This is a genomic window from Alistipes provencensis, from assembly GCF_900083545.1.
GTDB classification, from domain to species: Bacteria; Bacteroidota; Bacteroidia; order Bacteroidales; family Rikenellaceae; genus Alistipes; species Alistipes provencensis.
Map to the genome: position 1 here is coordinate 3239066 of NZ_LT559262.1, position 17582 is coordinate 3256647.

Here is a 17582-nt window from a genome sequence, read left to right on the forward strand (position 1 = left end):
TTTGCGTATTACATATTATGACGAACTACGATTTCGATGAACTGATCCCGCGGCGGGGCACACACTCCGTGAAATGGGACGAACAACCCGCACCCGACATGCTGCCGATGTGGGTCGCGGATATGGATTTCCGGACGGCACCGACCGTCGTCGAGGCGCTTCGCCGCAGGGTCGAGCACGGCATTTTCGGCTATGCTAAGGTTCCGGAGAGTTACTATACGGCGATCACCGGGTGGTTCTCCCGGCGTCACGGCTGGGCCCCCGAACGCGAATGGATACTCCCCACGACGGGTGTGATTCCGGCCCTGTCGGCCATTCTCCGGGCCCTGACCCGCCCGGGCGACAAGGTGCTGATGCAAACTCCCGTCTACAACCATTTTTTCATCTCCGTCGCCAACAGCGGCTGTGAGGCCGCCGAATGCGAGCTGATCTACCGCGACAACACCTACACGATCGATTTCGACGCATTGGAACGCGCAGCGGCCGATCCGGGCGTGACGCTGATGCTCCTCTGCAATCCCCACAACCCCGCAGGGCGCGTCTGGACGCCCGAAGAACTGCGGCGCATCGGCGAGATCTGCCTGCGCAACGACGTCTTCGTCGTCGCCGACGAGATCCATTGCGAACTCATCATGCCCGGCTTCCGCTACACGCCTTTCGCCTCGCTTTCGGAGGAGTTCGCCCGGCACTCCGTCACCTGCACCTCCCCCAGCAAGGCTTTCAACCTCGCGGGACTGCAGGTCGCCAACATCTTCGCCGCGGATACCGCGATCCGGGAGCGCATCGAAGAGGCGCTCCACCGGAACGAAACGGGCGAAATCAGCCCCTTTGCCATCGACGCCCTCACGGCGGCTTACGACGAAGGCGCCGAGTGGCTCGACGCACTCAACGGCTACCTCCACGAAAACTACCTTTTCCTGCGGGACTTCCTCGCCCGGGAACTGCCGCAATACCCCGTACTGCCCCTCGAAGGAACTTATCTGGCGTGGATCGACTGCCGCGCCACGGGCATGACCTCGGAGGCGCTTGCCGACCGGCTGCTCACGGAGGGACGGCTCTTCATCAACCCCGGGTCGATCTACGGCCCGGCGGGCGAGGGATTCATCCGCCTGAACATCGCCTGCCCGCGGACACTGCTGATCGACGGACTCGAACGACTGAAAAAAGTACTGACCCGATAATATGAAAAAAACCGCACTTCTGCTGCTCCTCGCAGCTATGTTTTCCATGCCGGTATTCGCCGGCGACGGCCCGCAGCCGATCAAACTCATCTCCTACAACCTGCGCAACAGCGGCGCCAAAGACGGCGACAACAGTTGGTCGAAACGGCGTCCGGCCACGCCGCAGATGATCCGTCAGGAGGCCCCCGACGTATTCGGCGTGCAGGAGGGGCTGATCGACCAACTGCAATACATCGACACCGAATGCCCGCAGTACGCCCGCGTCGGCGTGGGGCGCGACGACGGAGCCGAAGGCGGCGAGATCATGGCCGTTTACTACCTCCGCGACCGCTTCGAACTGGTGGACAGCGGTACGCTGTGGCTCAGCGAGACGCCCGCGAAGGTCTCGCGCGGCTGGGACGGCGCCTGCAACCGCACCATGACGTGGGTAGAACTGCGCGACAAGGCTTCGGGCAAGGAGTTCTTCTATTTCAACACTCACCTCGATCACCGCGGCAAGGTTGCCCGCGAAGAGTCGATCAAACTCATCGTCAGCGAAATACAGCGCATCGCGGGACAGAAAGCCCCGGCGGTTCTGGGCGGGGATTTCAACACTCCGGTCGACAGCCCGATCTTCAAACCGCTGACCAAACACATGAAGTCGGTCCGGGACAAGGCTCCGGAAACCGACCGCAAAGGGACTTTCAACGGATTCGGCTCGGCTCCCGACACGATCGTGATCGACCACCTCTACTACCGGGGCAAGCTCAAATGCCTGACTTTCGCCACGCTCGACGGCAACTACGGGGCTCCGTTCATTTCGGACCACTACCCGATCGCCATGACCTTCACGCTGTAAAATAAAAAAATCCCGGAGCCCTGAACTCCGGGATTTTCCATATTTCAGGTCATTGCCGCCGGCTGCGCAGGACGACCATCGTCACCGCCGCGACGATCAGCAGGATGCCACCCGCCCCCTGCGCCGTGAAAGGTTCGGCAAAGACGCATACGCCGATCACCACGGCCGTCAGCGGCTCCATGGCGCCGAAAATCGAGGTCAGCGTCGGCCCGATGCTCTTGATGGCCTGCACCAGCGCCATGTTCGACACGGCGGTCGCGGGCAGGGCGATGCCGAGGATGCAGAGCCATGTATGGGGATCGGTTTCGAGACGGATGCCGCCCGTGAAACACCCGCCGACGATGAAGAACAGCGTCCCGAAAGCCATCACATAGCAGGTCAGCACCGTAGAGTCGATCTCCACGGCCCGGCTCTTGCGCACGCCCACGATGTAGCCGCCGTAGGCGACGACCGACACCACCGACGACACGATGCCCAACGTCGTGTCCCCGCGCGTGAATCCGGCGTTGCCCTGCGAGAGCAGCACGGCTCCGACGATCGACAGTCCGATGGCGGCAAAGGTCCACACCGAGCCGCGTTCGCGGAAGAAGCACATCATCACCAGCGCCACGACCAGCGGATACATGAAATGGATCGTCGAAGCCACCCCGCTGGCGATGTTCTGGTAGGCGATCACCAGACTCAGCGACGTGGTGGCCCGGAACAAACTCAGCAGGAACACCGTGCCCAGTTCGCGCCTGCCGAGACGGAAATCGCACCCCGCCATCAGCCCGTAGGCGACCAGACAGAGCGACGCCACGCCCCAGCGATAAGTCAGCACCTCGAATGACGAATACCCCACGCCGATCAGCAGCAGGGTGAACAGCGGAGCCAGTCCGAAAGTCGACGACGAGAGGGCCGCCCAGAGAATTCCTTTGACGCGATTCATACGATTCCGATTACGACCGCAAAAGTAAACAATATATCCGCATTCCGCACCGCCGGAGGGCAGAAAAGGGGCAGAAAAGCAGTCTCCGGGGCTGTTTTTGCGCACAGCCTGCCCCGTCCGGTGCATCCCGACGAAAATGTTTGGCCGAGCGGATTTTTATGTTACTTTTGTATAATCAAATCCGCACACGCATGAAATGGTACGCCAAATACCTCCCCGTCTATGAAAAGCCTTTTGCCGAAGCCCCCGCGGCAGCCGTCGCCGAGGTCCGCGCGAAGCTGGCCGAACGGCAGTCGGACAAACCGCTGGTGACGGTCTCCGTCATCGCCTACAACGAGGAGCGGCGCCTGCTGGCCTGCCTCTGGTCGCTCGCCGAACAGCAATGCCGCTACCCGATGGAGATCATCGGCACGGACAACATGTCGAAAGACCGCACGGCTGAGATTTTCGAGACGGTCGGCCTGCCGTGGAAGCGCGAGACGACACCCGGATGCGGCCATGCACGCCTCTGCGGGCTGGGCCGCGCCCGCGGCAAGTACCATATCAACATCGACGCCGACACGATGTACCCGCCGCGCTATGTCGAGACGATGGTCGACGCGCTGGAACGCCGGGGCGTCGTGGCCGTCAGCTCGCTCTGGAGCTACATTCCCGACGCCTCGCATTCGGCATTCGGGCTCTGGTTCTACGAACTGGCCCGCGACACGCACCTGTGGCTCCAGTCATTCAAGCGGCCCGAGCTGAGCGTCCGCGGACTGGTCTTCGCCTACAATACGGAACTGGCCCGCAAGGTGGGCATCCGCACCGACATCATCCGCGGCGAGGACGGCTCGCTGGCCCTCGGACTGAAACCCTACGGCCGCATCGCCTTCGTCCGCAAACGCCGGGCGCGCGCCGTGACGGGTTACGGCACGGTTTCGAAGGACGGGTCGCTGATGGACAGCTTTCGTGTGCGGGCTGTCAAAGCCCTGAAAGGTCTCGGCGGGATATTCTCCAAAAAATCGGAATACAAGGACGAAGAGGACAACCTGTTGAAATGAAAACTCCCGGCCGCATGGCCGGGAGTTTTCATTTTAGAAACGCTTGGTGTAAGCGTGGCAATAAGGCTGCGTGCCTTTGCGGTCGTAATAGTCCTGATGATACCCCTCGGCGGGCCAGAAAGTCGTGGCCTGTGTAACCTCGGTCACGACATCGTAGCCCTTCGCGCGCAGTTCGGCAATCAGCTTTTCGGCCGTCTCGCGCTGGGCAGGCGTGGTGTAAAAGACCTCGGAACGGTACTGGTCGCCGATGTCGGGACCCTGCCGGTCGACCTGCGTGGGGTCGTGAATCTCGAAAAACAGCCGTGCCAGCCGCTCGTAGGAGACCTTCGCGGGGTCGAACGTCACGCGCACCGCCTCGGCATGCCCCGTGCGGTGGCTGCACACCTCCTCGTAGGTGGGATTCTCGGTGTGGCCGCCGATGTAGCCCGACTCGACGTCCAATACCCCCGGCTCCTTCGAAAGCAGGTGCTCCACACCCCAGAAACAGCCTCCGGCGAAAATCGCCGTCTCGGTCTGCTCCTTTTTGGCCTCGGGCACGAACTCCAGCGAGAGGGAGTTGACGCAGTGGCGCGTATTCTTGGGCGTAAAACCCTCGCCCGCAAATACATGGCCCAGATGACCGCCGCACTTGGCACAAGTGATCTCCGTGCGCCGCCCGTCAGCATCCACCGTGCGTTTCACGGCCCCGGGAATCTCGTCGTCGAAACTCGGCCAGCCGCATCCGGCATCGAACTTGTCCGCCGAGCGGTACAACGGCGCCCCGCACTGGCGGCAGACGTAAGTCCCCGGCTCCTTGTGTTTGTAATAGCGACCCGTAAAGGGCGCCTCGGTGCCCTTGTCGACGATCACCCGCTTCTCTTCCGGTGTCAACGGTTTCATATTTTGTGCATTTACGGCCCCGCACAATGCGAGGCAAATTATCAACCACCTGTTTCTCATCATCCAAAAACTAAGCCTGAACAGGAAACTCGCTTCCCTTTAAGAAAACGCGCCGGATAAGGGGCGTCTGGTAGGCATAGGAGAAGAACTCGACCGACGGCATCGGATTCGTGATGAAGAAGTTGGCCACTTTACCTAAAGTGATGCTTCCGTAGTCGCGGCTCAGCCCCATGGCATAGGCTCCGTTGAGCGTCGCGGCGTTGATGGCCTCCGCGGGGGTCATCTTCATGCGTATCGAGGCCAGCGAAACGACCATGCGCATGTTGCCCGAGGGCGACGACCCGGGATTGTAGTCCGAAGCCAGCGCCACGCCCAGCCCCGCGCCGATCATCTCCCGGGCCGGGGGATAGCTCATGCCGAGGAAAAACGCCGCACCGGGCAGCAGCGTCGGCATGGTCACCGCGCCGTGCAGGGCCTCGATCTCCTCGGCCCCCATGCGTTCGAGGTGGTCGACCGAAAGGGCGTCGTGCTCCACCCCCACCTGCACGCCACCCGAGACGGCCAGTTCGTTGGCGTGGATTTTCCCCCGCAGGCCCAACCTGCGCCCGGCCCGGAGGATGCGGGCCGTCTCTTCGACGGTGAAAAAGCCCTCGTCGCAGAAGACGTCGACGAAATCGGCCAGCCCTTCGGCCGCCACGGCCGGCAGCATCTCGTTGCAGATCAGGTCGACATACTCCCCCTGCCGTCCCCGGTAGGCCCGGGCCACGGCGTGCGCCCCGAGGAACGTGGCGCGCACCTCCAGCGGTGACGTTTCGCGGATGCGGCGAATAACGCGCAGCATCTTCAGCTCGTCTTGGGTCGAGAGCCCGTAGCCGCTCTTGATTTCCACGCACCCCGTCCCCATCGCCGCGATCTCGCGCACGCGCTCCATCGCCTGCGCATAGAGGTCGTCCTCGGAGGTTTCGTGCAGCAGGTCGGCGGAATTGAGGATTCCCCCGCCCCGCCGGGCGATCTCTTCGTAGGAGAGGCCGTTGATCTTGTCCAGAAACTCCTGTTCGCGGCTCCCGGCATAGACCAGATGGGTGTGCGAGTCGCAGAACGACGGAAAGAGCATGCCCCCTTCGGCATCGACCACCCGGTCGGCGGCGATCTCGCCCAGCTCGTCCATGCGTCCGTAAGCCGCGAAACGGTCGTTGTCGACCAGCAGCCACGCATCGTCGAAGCATTCCAGCCGGTCCATTTCCGCACCGCAGACCCGGAGGCGGCCCGTCGATTCGATGCCGACGATGCGGCCGATATTCTTCACCAGCAGTTTCATAGCGTATGCAGGAATTGGATCGAGGCTTCGATATGGGGATACATCACCTCGTCGTTGTCGATGAATGGCACCCGCTGCCGGTAGTCGGCCAGCAGGCGTTCCAGCGCAGGCGACGTGTGCGCCGGGCGGCGGAACTCGATGGCCTGCGCGGCGTTGAACAGCTCGATGGCCAGCACCCGCTCGGTGTTGCACACCACGCGCCAAAGCTTCGTAGCGGCGTTGGAGCCCATGCTCACATGGTCCTCCTGCCCCTGCGACGAAGGGATCGAGTCGACCGACGCGGGCATGCAGAGCCCCTTGGACTGGCTCACGATCGACGCGGCGGTATATTGCGGAATCATGAAGCCGCTGTTCAGCCCGGGATTGGCCACAAGGAATTTCGGCAGTTCGCGGGCCCCCGAAATCAACTTATAGGTGCGGCGTTCCGAGATGTTGCCCAGCTCGGCCAGAGCTATTGCCAGAAAATCCATCGCCAAGGCGATCGGCTGGCCGTGGAAATTACCCGCCGAAACGACCATATCCTCCTCGGGAAAGACCGTCGGATTGTCGGTCGTGGAGTTGATCTCGGTGGTCAGCACGCTCTCCACATAGTCGATGGTGTCTTTCGACGCCCCGTGCACCTGCGGCATGCAGCGGAACGAATAAGGGTCCTGCACATGCTTTTTCGGGCGGACGATCAGTTCACTGCCCTCCAGCAGGCCGCGGATGGCGCGGGCCGTGGCCAACTGTCCCCGGTGGGCACGGATGAGGTGCACCTCGTCGCAGAAAGGCTCGATGCGCCCGTCGAAGGCGTCCAGCGCCAGCGCCCCGATGCGGTCGGCCCACTCGCTCAGCCGGCGGGCCCGGATCAGCGACCAGACGCCGTAGGCGCTCATGAACTGCGTGCCGTTCAGCAGGGCAAGTCCCTCTTTCGACTGCAGCCGGATCGGCTCCAACCCCACCTCGGCCAGCACGTCGGCCGCGGGACGGACCTCCCCGTTGTACTCCACCTCCCCGAGCCCCAGCAGCGGCAGGCTCATGTGGGCCAGCGGCGCAAGGTCGCCCGAAGCGCCCAGCGATCCCTGCTGGTAGACCACGGGCAGGATGTCGCGGTTGAAAAACTCCACGAGACGTTCGACCGTCGCCAACTGCACGCCCGAATGGCCGTAGGAAAGCGACTGGATTTTCAGCAGCAGGATCAGCCGCACGATCTCCGACGGCACGCGCTCCCCGGTGCCGCAGGCGTGCGACATCACAAGGTTCTGCTGCAGCCGCGACAGCTCGTCGCGCCCCACCGAGATGTCGCACAGCGACCCGAAACCGGTGGTGATGCCGTAAATAGGTCGCTCGGGGTTCTCCATCTTGCGGTCGAGGTACTCGCGGCAGCGGACGATGCGCGCCCGGGCATCGTCGCTCAGCACGAGCGGCAGGCGGTGTTCAAGGATTTCGCGGACACGATCTATCGAAAGATGATCCGCCGTGATATGGTGATGTTCCATTTGAAATAACAGAATTTAATCAGGTAACTATGATCATTTTATACCTACCGCTTATCATCCCGGAGGGCCGTTGCTCGCCGCCTGCGGCGGCGTATCCAAATCTGACCCCACCCCGCCCCTCCCTCAGGGAGGGAGATGGCGTACGCTCAGGAGGGTTGGTATAATTAATTGCGTTTAATTATTATCGTTCAGTGCATTGAGAATGACATCGTCGTCGGCGAAATTGGGCAGCGTCACGCGCAGTCCCGGCGTGCGCTCCATCTCGCGGCGGATGGCCTCGACTGCCCCTTCGTTGCGGGCCCAACTCCGGCGGGCGATACCGTTGTTGACGTCCCACAGCAGCATTTCGCGGATGCGGCGGTCGGCATCTTCCGAACCGTCGATCACCATGCCGAAGCCGCCGTTGATGACCTCGCCCCAGCCCACGCCGCCGCCGTTGTGGATCGAGACCCATGTAGCACCACGGAAGGCGTCGCCGATGACGTTCTGCACGGCCATGTCCGCCGTGAGGTTCGAACCGTCGTAGATGTTCGAGGTCTCGCGGTACGGCGAGTCGGTGCCCGAAACGTCGTGGTGGTCGCGTCCCAGCACCACGGGAGCCGTGATACGGCCCTCGGCAATGGCACGGTTGAAAGCCTCGGCGATCTTCGTGCGGCCCTCGCAGTCGGCATAGAGGATGCGGGCCTGCGAACCCACGACGAGTTTGTTGCGTCCGGCCTCCCGAATCCAGTGAATGTTGTCGTCCAACTGGCCCCGGATATCGTCGGGAGCCGTTTTCCGAATCTCTTCCAGCACTTCGGCGGCCAGCCGGTCGGTCGTTTCGAGGTCCTCGGGACGCCCCGAGGTGCAGACCCAGCGGAAAGGCCCGAAGCCGTAGTCGAAGAACATCGGCCCCATGATGTCCTGCACATAGGAGGGATAGCGGAAGCGTCCGCCCTCGCCCGTCACCGCCGCCCCGGCACGCGAGGCTTCCAGCAGGAATGCGTTGCCATAGTCGAAGAAATACATTCCCCTGTCCGTCAGCTTATTGATGGCGTCGACCTGCCGCCGCAGCGACTCCTGCACGCATTCGCGGAAACGCCCGGGCTCCTCGGCCATCATCTTGTTCGACGCCTCGTAGCTCAGCCCCACGGGGTAATAACCGCCTGCCCACGGATTGTGCAGCGAGGTCTGGTCCGAACCCAGATCGACCGCGATCTCCTCCGCGGCCAGCCGCTCCCAGAGGTCCACGACGTTGCCCACATAGGCCAGCGACACGACTTCCTTCGCCTTGACAGCCTGACGGATACGCGGTATCAGTTCATCCAGCGCTTCATGCAGTTCGTCGACCCACCCCTGCTCGTAGCGTTTCTGCGCCGCCTTGGGGTTGATTTCGGCGACGACCGACACCACGCCCGAGATATTGCCCGCCTTGGGCTGGGCGCCCGACATGCCGCCGAGACCCGAGGTGACGAACAGCATGCCGCGCGTGTCGGTGCGCCCCGCCGTGAAGCGCTTGCGCGCAGCGTTCATCACCGTGATCGTCGTACCGTGGACGATGCCCTGCGGCCCGATGTACATATACGACCCGGCGGTCATCTGCCCGTACTGCGACACCCCGAGGGCGTTGAGCCGCTCCCAGTCGTCGGGCTTCGAGTAATTGGGAATCACCATGCCGTTCGTCACCACCACGCGCGGAGCGTCGGGGTGCGACGGGAACAGCCCCAGCGGGTGCCCCGAGTACATCACCAGCGTCTGGTGATCGGTCATTTCCGAGAGGTACTGCATGGCCAGCCGGTACTGCGCCCAGTTCTGGAACACGGCGCCGTTGCCGCCGTAGGTGATCAGTTCGTGGGGATGCTGCGCCACCCTCGGGTCGAGGTTGTTCTGAATCATCATCATCACGGCCGCCGCCTGCCGGCAGCGGGCCGGATATTCGTCGATCGGCCGCGCATACATCTCGTAGTCGGGACGCAGGCGGTACATATAGATACGCCCGTAGCGGCGCAGCTCCTCGGCGAACTCCTTCGCCAGCGCGGCGTGGTGCTTGGCGGGAAAGTAGCGCAGGGCGTTTTTCAGCGCCAGCGCCTTCTCGGCCTCCGTGAGTATCTCCTTGCGCTTGGGCGCATGGTTGATCTGTTTGTCATAAGGTTTCGCGGCGGGCAGCCGGTCGGGAATACCCGCGCGAATGTCGTTCTGAAACTCTTCGCGTGTCATGCTATCCGATTTTAGATTCGACGATCGCCAGCACCTCCGCTTCGAGGCGCACGGCTTCGGCGGCCAGCGCATTCGCCTCGGCGACGAGCGCATCGGCCTTCGCACGGTCTTTCAATCCCGCGGCGTTGATCTTCACATTGAGACAGGCCCCCAGCACCGCGCTGCGGGCCGCCAAAGCGCCCACACCCGCGTCGGAGACCGAATTGGGATTGCCCTCCGAGGCCATGGCGCGCACGATCGCAAAGACCCGCGACGCGGCCTTCATCGTCCGCAGGGGCACCTCCGTGGCATAGAGCGTCGCCTCCTGCAAGGCTGCGCTGCGGGCCGCCTTCTCCTCGTCGGTGGACTTGGGCATGGCAAAGACCGCCATGATGCGGTTGAACGCCGCGGTGTCCTCGTCCACAAGGCGCAGGAGTTCGCTCAGAACGGCCTGCCCCTGCCCGGCCCAGTCGGAAAACTTCTCCCAGCGGTCGTCCCACCCCGCCTTGTGCGACGAGAGGTTGGCGACCATCGTCCCCAGAGCCGCCCCCAGCGCACCCATGTAGGCCGCGATCGAGCCGCCGCCCGGAGCGGGCGATTCGCTCGCCGTCTCCTCGGCGAACGCCTTGCAGGTCATGTCGATAAGCCGCTTCTGTTGAACCTCTGCTTCAAGCAGGTATTCGATCACCTTTTCGGCAGGGTTGAACGGTTTCAGGTCGTCCAATCCCATCGACTTGACGGCGATGCGGACGATCTCCTCCTCGGCGATACCCGTCGAACGATGCTGTTTGCGGAGATAGTATTTGCCCGCCTCGACAAGCGCCCGCTTCGGGACCAGCCCCACGATTTCGGTGCCCGTGACGCGCACGCCGCGGGCGTCGGCCTTGCGGCACACCTCGTCGAAAGCAACATGCAGAGGCGTTACGGACAGGTCGGTGATGTTCATCGAGACCTGAGCGATGCCGTACTCTTCGATGAACCAGCCGATAGCCTTCGTGGCCTTCAATGTGCCGGGCTGCATCAGGGGGTTTCCGGCGGCGTCTTTGAGCGGCTTGCCCACGGGCGAACCGCCCTCGCGCACGGGGCGCCCTTTCTCGCGCACGTCGAACGCAATGGCGTTGGCGCGGCGCGTGGAGGTGGTGTTCAGGTTGAAATTCACGGCGATCAGGAAGTCGCGGGCCCCGACGGTCGTGGCGCCCGTGCGGGCGACGCCCTCGTCGAAAGGCCGGGCCCCGAAGTCGGGTGCCGACTCCTTGCGTGCCAGTTTTTCGGGCAGGGCCTCATACTCCCCGGCGCGGCACACGGCGAGGTTTTTCCGTTCGGGGACAAAGGCGGCGGCCTCGTAACAGTAGGTCGGGATGCGCAGTTCGGCGGCGATCCGCTCGGCCAGCCTGCGGGCCAGCGCCGCGCACTCTTCGAGCGTGACGCCGGCGATCGGGATCAGCGGCAGCACGTCGGTGGCCCCCATGCGGGGATGCGCGCCCTTGTGACGGCGCATGTCGATCAGTTCGGCGGCCCGCCTGACCCCTGCGAAAGCGGCCTCGACGACCGCTTCGGGTTCGCCGACGAAGGTGACGACCGTGCGGTTGGTCGCCTCGCCGGGGTCCACATCGAGCAGTTTCACGCCGCCGGACGCCTCGATGGCCGCGGTAATCTGTCCGATCACGTTTTTATCGCATCCCTCACTGAAATTGGGGACGCATTCGATGATTCGGTTTGTCATAGAATCGTTGCTTTGGAGTTCTTATACTTCAAAGGTAACAAACATTCCGAAATTTTCCGAAAGAACTGTAACAAAAACGACCCACTTCTCCAAAAAACAGAAAGGGCCGGTGCACGATGCACCGGACCCCGATTGCAGCCGGAAGGGCTATGCCCCGGGAGGAATTACCTGCCGATGGTCAGCACCACCCCGCCCGTACACCAGAATCCCGGCAGGCGAAGGCCGCCGATGTCGCAGTAGCGGGCGTCGGTGATGTTCGTGGCATCGACATAGAGACGGCAGGCGCCTTTTTCCCACGACAGACGTCCGTCGAGCAGGAAATAGGGTTCGTAGTCGCGCACCTCGCTGACGGAGGAGTCGCCCGGCCGGGGATAGTCGGCATAACTGCCGTTGCGGTCGTAGACCGAACCGGTCAGCGCCAGCGACATCCGCCGCAGGAAACACACCTCGACGGCCAAGGCCGCCTTGTGGCGCATGAAATCCATGGCGCTTTTGGCCACGACATCCGCATTCCGGTCGGTCGTGATGTAGCCGTAAGAGAGCGTCACGCGACGCAGGAAGCCCTCCGGAACCGCATAGCCGCCCGCGAGTTCAATACCGTAGGTGTCGAGACGGCTCGACTGTTCCGAATGCCACTTGCCGTCCATGTCCTCGCGCCAAACCCAGTCGATGATGTCGCGTCCGGCACGGTAGTAAGCCTGTGCCGATACGTTCCAGCAACGCTTTAGGTAATCCGTGCCAAGGCGATATGTCACAGCGTGTTCCGGTGTAAGATCGAGGTTGTTGATCTGGGCCGGGGAGGTGTAGTACAAGTCCGTGAAGGTCGGCAGGCGCATCGACTGCCACGCTCCGGCCCCGACATGCAGGCCCTCGGCGGGTGTCCACCCGGCCGAGAGGCTCCACAGCGCCGACGTACCGTAGGGTGTGAGGCTGACGCCTGCCGAAGCCGCCGCGTCGAAACGCCGCCACTGCTTCGCGTGCCGCAGCCAGAGGTTGCCCGTATGGCGCGCCTTGGCGTGGGTGTAGTGCCCCTCGGGAACCGCGAGCTTCTCGCCCAGATTCGTGCTGTAAATGTGGTTGAAGGCCCAGTCGCCGCCCGCGGAGGTCACGCCCGCCGCCCAACGGCAGTCGGCCCAGAGCTTCGCTCCGGCGTTGTCCGTATTGTGGCGGTTCATCGCCGTGCCGCGGGTCCAGTCGTAGCGGTCGAAATTCTTGCGGTAGCTCGCGGCAGCCCCCAGCGAGAAGCGGCCCGCGGTTTTCAGCCACCGCAGCGAGGCCAGCGCCGTCGAGGTATGCTCCCACTGGTCGGGATTGTAGGCCGCATAGAAGCCGTTGGAGCCGAAATCGCGGTCCTGCCACCCGGCCTGCAGGTCGAAGAACCCGGCCCGCCCGCCGTCGCAGGTCGCACGCACGAAGGCGTTGTAATTGGAGAAATCGGTGTTGTGCCGGTAGCCGTCGCTGCGGCGGTACGAGACCGCGCCGAGCACCGAGAAGCGGCCCGCACTCACCGCACCCGAAAGATTCGTATAGGCATAGCCATACTGACCGCCCGAGCCTTCGAAGCGCAGGTACGCGGGCCGCAGCGGCGCGGTGCGGACATTCACAGCCCCGGCATAGGCGCCGACGCCCGGCACGCCGTCGATCAGTTCGACGGACGAAATGCAATCGAGATCGACGGGCAGCGCGTGGGACTGGTGCCCGGTGCGGGCATCGGTGAAATCGATGCCGTTGAGAAGGACCATGGTCTGGTCGAAAGAGCCTCCCCGGATGAAGATGTCGGCCTGCGCACCCTTGCCTCCGCGTTCGCGGACATCGACCGAAGGCGCGAGGCGCAGGGCGGCTTCCAGCGTCTGGAGAGGCGCCGGGGCCTGAGCTTTCCGGTCGAAAAGCGGGGTGTGCGACTGGGCGTTGCGCGCGGGAGCCATCTGGCTCCCGGTGATGCCTACCTCCCGGATCCTCAAGGTCTTGAGGACAGCGGACGTGTCGGCATTCTGCGCGGACGCACCTTGCGTCGCAAGCAGCAGGATCGACATCCCGGCAGAGAGAACCCCGATGGTTACATAGCGGCGGAGGCTCGCAAAGACCGACCAGCCCTTGCGGTTCCAGCGCTTGAAGCAGGGGTACTGCTTTGCTTGGATGTTTTCCATGTGTTTGAAATTTGGGTTAATAAAAAGAACGGCGGTCCGAACCGGCCCGGCTGCACACTCCGGATTCAAACCGCCGCAAAGGTACAAAAAAACGGGCCGTAAAGACCCGCTTTGAGAAATTGCGTCCGAGGCACAGGTTATTTTCCGAATTTCCGGAGCCACTCGGGATACTTTTTCAGCACCTTGCCGCCCCACGTCCCGTACCACGAATAGCCCACACGCCGTTCGGCGGGGACTTCGCGCAGGTCGTAGACCTTCACGCCCTCGCGCGTGGCGAAAAAGGGCCGGTTGTCGGACAGCTCGCTGTAACGCGGCCAGATCGGAGCGGCTTCGGGGTCATCGACCAGAATCCGGTCTTTCTTGATCTTCGGGTCCTCGGCAAGCCCCCCGGGCACCGAAACGGTCTCGACCTTCTTGCCCGTGATTTTCGTATGGTCGAACCACGCAGCGGCGGCTTTGACGGCCTCGACGACCTCGGGCGAGGGCTTCTTAATGCGCATCAGCAGCATCACGATGTCGGCACTCTCGGAGGCCGACAGCGCCGGGAGTTCGTAGGCGCGGGCCTTGACGGGCTGGAGGGTCTCGTGGTCGTACTGCTGGGCCCAGACGGTCTTCACGCCGTCCTGCACCCACTGGGTCTTGAGGATCAGTTCGATGCCCCGGTCCCACGACGCCCGGATGCGAGATTTCAGGCCGTCGTCGACCCATGCATAGCGGGATTTTCCCGTCAGCACCTCCTGCCAAGTCGAGAGCACGCCGTAGATGATGCCGTCGTTGAAGGTCACGGCATCGGCGTCCCAGCCCCGCCAGCCGCCGTTGGGATATTGCGTCGCAAGCATATACTCCATGCCCCGGCGGGCGGAGGTGCTGTAAACGCTGTCGCCGGTCAGCTCGAAGACATTCGAAAGGTACTCCACCTGCGTATAGACATTGGCGTTGTCGAGCGTCGAGAGCCGGTGGCGCGGCTTGAGCGAGGCTTTCACCGAATCGGGGTCGAGTTTGGCCGTGACATCGAGGTTTTTGGGCCAGCCGCCGTCGGCGTTCTGGTAGGCCACGATGTTGTCGGCGATCTCGCGGAACTGGTCGGGCTTATAGCGTTCGTAAGTCTGTTTGCCGTGCTCCTTGTTCCAGTGGTTCACGGCATCGGCGAAACGTTTGGACGAAACCTGCGGCTGCGACTGGGCAGCGGCGGAAAAGGCCGCAATACCGAGTGTTAAAGCTATGATTGTCTTTTTCATAAGCCCAATTATTTAAAGTATCAGTTGAACAGCGCCTCGACCGTCTCCACCACGTTCGCGGGATCGGGGTCGAGCGGAAAGACGTGGCTCGGCTTGAGGTACCAGAGCTCTTTGCCCTCCTTGAAATGCTCCTCGCCGCCGCCCGTGATGTTGAGCATGACGGTGGCGTCCTTCTCGATCTTTCCGGCGTTCACGGCGTTGATGAGCGACGCCGTGGCGACGCCGGCCGCCGAATAGATGTCGACGCCCTCGAGGTCGTGGAAAAGTTTGCGGGCCTTGCGGGCCATGGCGTTCGTGGCCACGAAGAAATCGCCTCCGGTGGCTTTCAGCGCGTCGTAGAGCCCGCCGGCGATGGCATAGGGCGGATGACGGTTCGACAGCACCTTGGCGTCGATGATCTCCGCATCGCGGCGCGCCTTGTCGGCGTCGTAAGGCAGCATCTTGCGCGAACCGGCCCGCCAAGCGTCGTACATCGGGACGAACGGGGCGTTCTGCGACACCATGATCTTCATGGTGTTCGAGCCGAAGCGTCCGTCCTCGATGAGACGCATATTGGCCTCCCAAGCAGCGATGGCGCCCGTGCCGCTGCCCACGGCCTGAAAATAGTAGTCGGGAATGCGGCCGATGGTCGTCACGGCCGAGAGGACCGTGCAGGCCATGCCGTCGCGGCGCGCGATGTTCTTGGCACCGCCCTCGGCATAGAAGCCCGGGCCTTTCAGCGCCAGATCGCTCAGGTAGATGGCGTCGAAATAGTCGCCGCCCTTATCGCACGCGATGAGTTTCACGCAAGGGTTCAGCGGCTGGTCGAACCACAGTGCGTCGATATTGTCGAAGGGAACCGACAGCAGCAGTTTGATGTTGTTGTCGGAGCAGACCTTGGCGAAGGCGCGGGCCGTATTTCCGGCCGAAGCCACGACCAGCACGCGCTGTTCGTCGGCAGCGGCGCGGCCGCAGACCGAGTAGGCTTCGGTCTCCTTGAACGAGCAGGTGGTCATCGTGGCGCCGATGGCCGGATAGTAGCCGTTGAAGGTGATCCAGAGGTTTTTCAGTCCGAGGTACTCGGCCAGCCCCTTGCTCTTGTAGGTCACGGGGGCCGACGAACCTTTGAGGATACGCCGCACGGGCATCCAGTCCGCGAAGCGGTAGAGGCCCCAGTCGGCGGGTTTCACGTCGAGCTGCTTGCTGGCGTATTTGGCGCGGATGAGCGACGGCTCCTTATACTGCGGGTCGGTGAGCATCCACCCGGTATCTTCGAACTGGCGCCCCGTGGCGACACACTCCAAAGTGTAGGAAGTAGGTGTAAAATCTTTCATTTATCTGTGTTTGTATTGTTTACGACATGCGGTTCCTGAAATCTTCGTAGCCGAACTCGCGGATAATGTCCGTGCGGCCGTCGCGGCGGGCGATGACGATCGCGGGGTGCTGGACGCCGTTGAACATCGTGGTCTTGACCATCGTGTAGTGGATCATATCTTCGAAAACGACGCGCTCCCCCACTTTCAGGTCGTGGTCGAAGGCCCAGTCGCCGTAGAAGTCGCCCGCAAGACAGCTCGTGCCGCCCATGCGCCAGCGTTTTTCGCCCTCGGCGGGATCGTGCGCCCCGATGATGGCGGGTTTATAGGGCATTTCAAGGCAGTCGGGCATGTGGCAGGCGAACGACACGTCGAGCATCGCCGTATGCACCCCGCCATTCTCGACGACGTCCTCGACGGTCGAAACCAGATAGCCCGTGCGCCATGTGAAGGCGCTGCCGGGTTCGAGGATCAGCCGCAGGTGCGGATGCCGGGCCCTGAAACCCTTCAGCAGGGCGATCAGCGCGTCGCAGTCGTACCACGAGGCGGTCATCAGGTGGCCGCCCCCCATGTTGAGCCATTTGATCCGGTCGAGGTATTGTCCGAAATGCCGCTCGACGGCCTCCAGCGCTTTTTGCAGGTGTTCCGGGCGCGACTCGCAGAGGACGTGGAAATGGAGTCCCTCGACGCCGTCGGGAAGGCCGCCGTGCGCCGCCAGTTGTTCCGCCGTGACACCCAACCGGGAGCCGGGAACGCAGGGGTTGTAGAGGTCGGTCTCGACGGGCGAATACTGCGGATTGATCCGCAGGCCGCACGAGAGGCCGCTGATGAGCGCCCGTTGGCCGAAGCGTTGGAACTGGGAGACGGAATTGAAGGTGATATGGTCGCTGCAACGCAGTATCTCGTCGATATTGCGGTCCGTATAGGTCGGGGCATAGGTGTGGGCGGGCTTTCCGAACTCCTCGAAGACGAGGCGCGCCTCGGCAGCAGAACTTGCAGTCGCTCCGTCGGAGTGCTGCGCCAGCTCGGGGAAAATACTCCACATGGCGCATGCCTTCAGGGCCACGATAATTTCGGCGCCCGATTCCCGGCGCACGCGGTCGACAGCAGCCAGATTCCGGTCCAGCAGTTCCTCGTCGAGAACGTAGCACGGCGAAGGCAGTTTCAGAAAGTCAATCATCGAATCGTTTTTAGCTAAAAACAGTTGCAAAAATAGCAAAAACCTCCTGAAAACCATGCTGCGCGGCGTCGGTTTTCGGGAAAATACGCATTTATACTTAGCAGGATGCAGTGCCGAGTTTTCGATCAGTACGGTGCAGATGTCGTACATCGTGAAAACCCCCGG

General features: G+C 62.8%; 13 protein-coding genes. 3 read left to right on the forward strand and 10 right to left on the reverse strand.

Annotated elements, in window-relative coordinates; all coding sequences use genetic code 11:
* Nucleotides 1-17 precede the first annotated feature (17 nt).
* Entirely contained in the window at nt 18-1181 is a 1164-nt protein-coding gene (locus BN5935_RS12795) for a MalY/PatB family protein (protein WP_064976435.1), read from the forward strand.
* Nucleotide 1182: 1 nt separating this feature from the next.
* On the forward strand, nt 1183-2019 hold the full coding sequence (locus tag BN5935_RS12800; protein ID WP_064976436.1) for an endonuclease/exonuclease/phosphatase family protein: 837 nt from the start codon (nt 1183-1185) through the stop codon (nt 2017-2019).
* A 49-nt stretch (nt 2020-2068) separates the two neighbouring features.
* Here BN5935_RS12800 and BN5935_RS12805 read toward each other — a convergent pair whose 3' ends face one another.
* The gene (locus BN5935_RS12805) at nt 2069-2947 is read right to left on the reverse strand and encodes a DMT family transporter (protein ID WP_064976437.1); all 879 of its coding nucleotides are present in this window, start codon (nt 2945-2947) and stop codon (nt 2069-2071) included.
* A 191-nt stretch (nt 2948-3138) separates the two neighbouring features.
* On the opposite strand from BN5935_RS12805, the gene BN5935_RS12810 reads away from it, so the two are divergent.
* On the forward strand, nt 3139-3987 hold the full coding sequence (locus tag BN5935_RS12810; protein WP_064976953.1) for a glycosyltransferase family 2 protein: 849 nt from the start codon (nt 3139-3141) through the stop codon (nt 3985-3987).
* A 33-nt stretch (nt 3988-4020) separates the two neighbouring features.
* On the opposite strand, the gene BN5935_RS12815 is transcribed toward BN5935_RS12810, so the two are convergent.
* The 9 genes from BN5935_RS12815 to nspC form a co-directional block, all read right to left on the reverse strand.
* Nucleotides 4021-4866, reverse strand: coding sequence for a bifunctional methionine sulfoxide reductase B/A protein (locus tag BN5935_RS12815; protein ID WP_064976438.1), 846 nt, complete (start codon nt 4864-4866; stop codon nt 4021-4023).
* A 70-nt stretch (nt 4867-4936) separates the two neighbouring features.
* On the reverse strand, nt 4937-6184 hold the full coding sequence (gene hutI / locus BN5935_RS12820; RefSeq protein ID WP_064976439.1) for an imidazolonepropionase: 1248 nt from the start codon (nt 6182-6184) through the stop codon (nt 4937-4939).
* Complete coding sequence (gene hutH, locus BN5935_RS12825) at nt 6181-7662, reverse strand: histidine ammonia-lyase (protein WP_064976440.1); 1482 nt, start codon at nt 7660-7662, stop codon at nt 6181-6183. The genes hutI and hutH overlap by 4 nt, the downstream gene beginning before the upstream one ends.
* 174 nt (nt 7663-7836) lie before the next feature.
* A complete protein-coding gene (locus BN5935_RS12830) occupies nt 7837-9858 on the reverse strand; it encodes a urocanate hydratase (RefSeq protein ID WP_064976441.1) in 2022 nt (673 codons plus the stop codon).
* 1 nt (nt 9859) lies between these two features.
* The gene (gene ftcD / locus BN5935_RS12835; protein WP_064976442.1) at nt 9860-11560 is read right to left on the reverse strand and encodes a glutamate formimidoyltransferase; all 1701 of its coding nucleotides are present in this window, start codon (nt 11558-11560) and stop codon (nt 9860-9862) included.
* 164 nt (nt 11561-11724) lie between these two features.
* A complete protein-coding gene (locus tag BN5935_RS12840; RefSeq protein WP_064976443.1) occupies nt 11725-13707 on the reverse strand; it encodes a TonB-dependent receptor in 1983 nt (660 codons plus the stop codon).
* A 137-nt stretch (nt 13708-13844) separates the two neighbouring features.
* Nucleotides 13845-14945 (reverse strand): pectate lyase, encoded by a 1101-nt coding sequence (gene pelA / locus BN5935_RS12845; protein WP_064976444.1) that lies wholly within the window; start codon nt 14943-14945, stop codon nt 13845-13847.
* A gap of 20 nt (nt 14946-14965) precedes the next feature.
* Complete coding sequence (locus BN5935_RS12850; RefSeq protein ID WP_064976445.1) at nt 14966-16258, reverse strand: cysteate synthase; 1293 nt, start codon at nt 16256-16258, stop codon at nt 14966-14968.
* A gap of 19 nt (nt 16259-16277) precedes the next feature.
* On the reverse strand, nt 16278-17417 hold the full coding sequence (gene nspC, locus BN5935_RS12855) for a carboxynorspermidine decarboxylase (RefSeq protein ID WP_064976446.1): 1140 nt from the start codon (nt 17415-17417) through the stop codon (nt 16278-16280).
* Nucleotides 17418-17582 lie beyond the last annotated feature (165 nt).